Annotated in this window: 2 protein-coding genes; one reads left to right on the top strand and one right to left on the bottom strand. The window is 37.4% G+C overall.

Going from position 1 to position 1,818, the window contains the following annotated elements; translation table 11 throughout:
• On the top strand, positions 1–1,356 hold a 1,356-nt coding region (locus ABZC96_RS09870; protein WP_373030828.1), incomplete at its 5' end, for an argininosuccinate synthase.
• Between the two features lie 2 nt (positions 1,357–1,358).
• Here the strand turns inward: ABZC96_RS09870 and ABZC96_RS09865 are convergent.
• Positions 1,359–1,818: hypothetical protein (locus ABZC96_RS09865; protein WP_373030827.1), on the bottom strand; the 460-nt coding region annotated here is incomplete at its 5' end.

Raw genomic sequence — 1,818 nt, 5'->3', positions numbered from 1 at the left:
ATTAAAAAAGCAGTATTGGCTTATTCTGGTGGGCTTGATACAAGTATTATTTTAAAATGGCTTCAAGATGAGTATGAATGTGAAGTAGTTACTTTTACTGCTGACCTTGGTCAGGGTGAAGAGGTAGAACCTGCACGTCAGAAAGCACTTAATATGGGTATCAAACCTGAAAATGTATTCATACTGGATCTTAGAGAAGAGTTTGTTAAGGACTTTGTATTCCCTATGTTCAGAGCCAATGCCATCTATGAGGGAGAGTATCTTCTAGGAACATCTATTGCCAGACCGCTTATCTCTAAAAAACAGATAGAGATCGCACATAAAACAGGTGCTGACGCAGTAAGTCATGGAGCAACAGGTAAAGGGAATGATCAGGTACGTTTTGAACTTGGTTACCTTGCACTTGATCCGGATATCGCTGTTATCGCACCATGGAGAGAATGGGATTTGAATTCTCGTACAAAACTTCTTGCATATGCGGCTGAACATGGTATTGATATTGATGGAAAAGGTAAGCCAAAGCCGTACTCTATGGATGCCAATCTACTTCACATCTCTTACGAAGGTGAACACTTGGAAAACCCATATGCTGAACCTGAAGAAGATATGTGGCTATGGTCTGTTAGTCCGGAAAAAGCACCAGATGAAGCTGAGTATATTACTATCAGCTATAAAAATGGTGATCCTGTAGCTATCAACCGTGAAGAGATGAGTCCTGCAACGATCTTAAAAACTTTAAATGAGTATGGTAATAAACACGGTATTGGTCGTATTGATATAGTTGAAAACCGTTATGTGGGTATGAAAGCACGTGGATGCTATGAAACACCAGGCGGGACTATCATGCTTAAAGCACATAGAGCTATCGAGTCTATCACGCTTGACAGAGAAGAAGCACATTTGAAAGATGAGCTTATGCCTAAGTATGCAAAACTTATCTACCAAGGTTACTGGTGGTCAGCAGAGCGTAAGATGCTCCAAGCTGCTATCGATGCAACACAAGAGCATGTACAAGGGGATGTAAAGTTGAAACTTTACAAAGGGAATGTGACTGTAGTAGGTAGAAGATCTGATGTTTCTCTTTACTCTGAAGAGCATTCTACATTTGAAGAAGATGAAGTATATAACCAAAAAGATGCAGAAGGGTTTATACGTTTGAATGCATTGAGATTTATCATTGAAGGTAAAAAACAGCCTGAGCGTATCGCTTCAATGATAAAAAATGATGAAGTAGAAGAAGTAGAAGAGTGTCGTATAGAGACAGGTTCATTTACTATCTGTCAAAGAATCAAAAGATTTTTTGGGTTTGGTAAAACAGATAAAGAAAAAGAAGAGTATATTAAGAAAACTAAATAAAACTAGTCTAATAACGCCTCCATCTCCTTCAAGACTTTTGAAGGAGTAAACTTCAATAACTTCTCTTTAGAAAATATATAGGGTATAAACTCTAATAATATGTAGAGCATTCCCATCATTGGATAAAAAGAAAAATATTCCATCTTAAACGTTTTGAAATCATAACGAGATACAAACCACTCTTTGGCACTTTGACTCCCATTATAAAATAGAAGCACTTCCATAGCAAAGATAGAACCCCAAAGAAAATAAGTCATAGCTGTGACAAGTAATGCACCGAGTACACCATACAATGCTATAACCGCTGCAAGAAAGATACTGAAAAAAAGTGCAAAAGAGTGAAATCCTAATGTCGCAAATATAATAACCACTGAGAAGATGAAAAGAAGACTTCCAAAAAGTATAAAAAGTTCTAAGTAGCTTCGTTGCTCTGCAAATGAAGGACTAAAATAGGCAGCGAGT

The sequence above is a fragment of the Sulfurovum sp. genome, assembly GCF_041551015.1.
Lineage (GTDB): Bacteria > Campylobacterota > Campylobacteria > Campylobacterales > Sulfurovaceae > Sulfurovum.
Note: the sequence above shows the minus strand (reverse complement) of the source record. Positions and strands in the feature narration are given on the sequence as shown.